3 protein-coding genes are annotated in these 2,721 nt (G+C 27.9%); all 3 read left to right on the top strand.

The genetic code is table 11. The features are described 5' to 3' along the window. Positions 1 to 65: 65 nt before the first annotated feature. The 3 genes from LZZ90_RS13905 (at position 66) to LZZ90_RS13915 (ending at position 2,558) form a co-directional block, all read left to right on the top strand. The gene (locus tag LZZ90_RS13905; RefSeq protein ID WP_237791309.1) at positions 66 to 1,763 is read left to right on the top strand and encodes a hypothetical protein; all 1,698 of its coding nucleotides are present in this window, start codon (positions 66 to 68) and stop codon (positions 1,761 to 1,763) included. 250 nt (positions 1,764 to 2,013) lie between these two features. After that, positions 2,014 to 2,259, top strand: a complete 246-nt coding sequence (locus LZZ90_RS13910) for a type II toxin-antitoxin system ParD family antitoxin (protein WP_237791310.1) — start codon at positions 2,014 to 2,016, stop codon at positions 2,257 to 2,259. Continuing rightward, the gene (locus tag LZZ90_RS13915; protein WP_237791311.1) at positions 2,259 to 2,558 is read left to right on the top strand and encodes a type II toxin-antitoxin system RelE/ParE family toxin; all 300 of its coding nucleotides are present in this window, start codon (positions 2,259 to 2,261) and stop codon (positions 2,556 to 2,558) included. Before LZZ90_RS13910 ends, LZZ90_RS13915 begins: the two co-directional genes overlap by 1 nt. The last annotated feature ends 163 nt before the right edge of the window (positions 2,559 to 2,721 follow it).

The following is a 2,721-nucleotide window of genomic DNA, read 5'->3' on the forward strand; positions in this document are numbered from 1 at the left end:
CAACCTGAATTAATAACCAAAATGGTCAACCTATTTCAGGACAAGACAAAACAGCACTCATAAAAATGATAACAGCAGTTTTAAGATTAGAATTCGAACATGTTTTCCCAGAGGAAGAAATTAAAAATGTTTTAGATTATTTAAAGTTAATCTCGTCAAATACGCTGTTAAATATTATCGGTTTTTCAAACACCCACCCTCAACCAAATTTTGACAATATAAATTCAAATGGTGCAATAAAACATGATATAATAAATCGTGTAAATTTTTATTGTCGTCAAAATAATATTCAAACAAAACCTTGCGTAGTTACAAGAGAAGCAAGTCTAAAACTTGCTGAAAAAATTCTAGAAAACAGAGTCGAATTGATTGATAACTCAACCCTCACAATTGATATAGATTCTGACGAATTAAATTTACTAAAAGCATTCTTAGTAATCAACAAAGAGGTTAATATTAAAGATAACTATGCCATCTCAGAAGATGACAATATTGAAAGAATTGCAGAAATGATAATTACATTATCATTTTCAACTTCTGATTTAGGTTTGTTTGAAGATAATATTACTGAATTTGCAAAACTAGTTTATTCAACACTAACACGTTTTGAACTGCTAATTTCTTTTTTACAGTCTGAAAATGAATATAAATACCTTGAAGAGAGTTTATATACTCACTTCAAATTAGAAAATTCTGAAGAATTAATTAAAGAAATAAAAATGCTTTTATTCCAATTAATCAGGATTAAAAACTCTAAAAATGGTTATAAATTTAAAGTTGAAGAAGAAAAAAGCAAATTATTTTTAGACACATTAGTTTCCGATAAAATAGCTGGAGATGATGATTTCACAAATCTCAAAAATTACCCACTCTATAAAATAGATAATGATACTTATTCAATTATTGATTATTTTTTTGTTGTAGATAAATTTTATAAAAGTGTTAGGTTCATATTGAAAGATAGCTTTCATAAAAAACATAATTTACCACAAAATGATAGAACATTTTTTAATTTTTTCAACACTAAATTTTCTGAAGAATACTTAATGAAAAATATCCTTGATGGTATTTATTCAAAAAAGTTTTTGGTAAAAAAAGCCAATCAAGTTGATATAAAAAATGAACCAGATTATTATGTTAGATACAATAATAGGGTGTATTTATTCGAAAATAAAGATGTTTTGATTGCAAAAGCAATTAGAAGCTCTGGAAATATAGAAACAATTCTAAATACTTTAAAGCAAAAATTTCTTGAATCCAATCAAACCCCAATTGGTATTGGACAATTAATTACATCAATTAATCAAATCGTTGAAAACGATTTTAAATTTGACAATTATGTCAATACCAAAAACAATTTAACTATTTACCCTATACTTTTAGTAAGTGACCGAATATTTGAAATACCTGGTATTAATTACATTATGAATAAATGGTACACACAAAAAATCAAAGAAAAATTAAAAGAAAAGTATAATCCAACCTTCATAAAGAACATAACAATAATTGATCTTGACACATTGATATATTGGCTATATCATTTAGAAAAAAAAGAAAGTAATTTAAAGGATATTATTGATAAGCATCATCAAAAAATGACAGCAAATAAAAAACCTATAGGAAAAACCCAAATAGAGATTCTAAATTCGATTCAAAAGAATACTTTGGAAAAACTAAGTCCAATAAGTTTTAGATTTCCTGAATATAAATTTCCACCAGAAATATTTGTAGAAAAATTTAAAGACATTGTCACAGAAGAATAAAGCCTACACCTAACAGCGGTTTTATGAAATGTCGGGGCTTGGGATTTTTTGGATTGGTCAGTGCTTGCACTTCTCTCCTATTTTTCAACTTTTATCTTTCAAACTTTTCGGTATATTTGTAAACATCAGTAATAAAAAATCCGCCACTTCATAAAGCCGGCGGGACGTTGTGCGTAACTCTACCCCAAAAAAACGTAAAAATTTGTTGTACATAATACCAATACTTGGTATATTTGATAAAAAAAAGATTATGGCACGAAATACTTCAATATTATTAGGTGATTATTTTGAAAATTTCATCAATGAGCAAATTGCTTCAGGAAAATATAATTCTGTAAGCGAGGTTGTAAGAACTGCTTTGAGAGTTTTTGAGCAAGAAGAAAACAAAACAAAATCTTTAATCAACGAACTTAAAATAGGTGAAAAAAGTCCTAAGGTTAAAAATTTTGACCGTAAAAAAAATCTTGAACAACTTAAAGCTAACTTTGGGAAATAATGTCAGAATATATAATTAACGAGAAAGCCCTTGATGACATTAACAAAATTTGGATTTACACAGCGGAAAATTGGTCGATTGAGCAAGCCGACCGTTACTATGATTTAATTTTTGACGAAATTGAATATATTGTTGCTCATTTTGAAATGGCTCGTGACTTTGGGAATGTTCGAAAAAATTACAGATGCTCAAAAGTAAAATCTCACTTGGTTTTCTTCAAGAAAACAAAATCTAATGAAATAGAAGTCATAAGAGTTTTACACGAAAAAATGGATATTGAAAATCAATTAGGTATTTAATAATAAAGAGCTACGCACAACAGCGGTTTTGCGAAATTTGGGCGGAAGTGTTTAATGGAAAGATCTTTTTGTATATTTGGCTTTAGCCCGAATGGAATGGTTTGGGGCAATATAAACCCAAACTTCGCAAAGCCGGCGGGACGTTGTAAGTAATTTTAAAATT

Origin of the sequence: Flavobacterium sp. SM15 (genome assembly GCF_022012335.1) — a bacterium.
In the GTDB taxonomy this organism is placed as follows: Bacteria; Bacteroidota; Bacteroidia; order Flavobacteriales; family Flavobacteriaceae; genus Flavobacterium.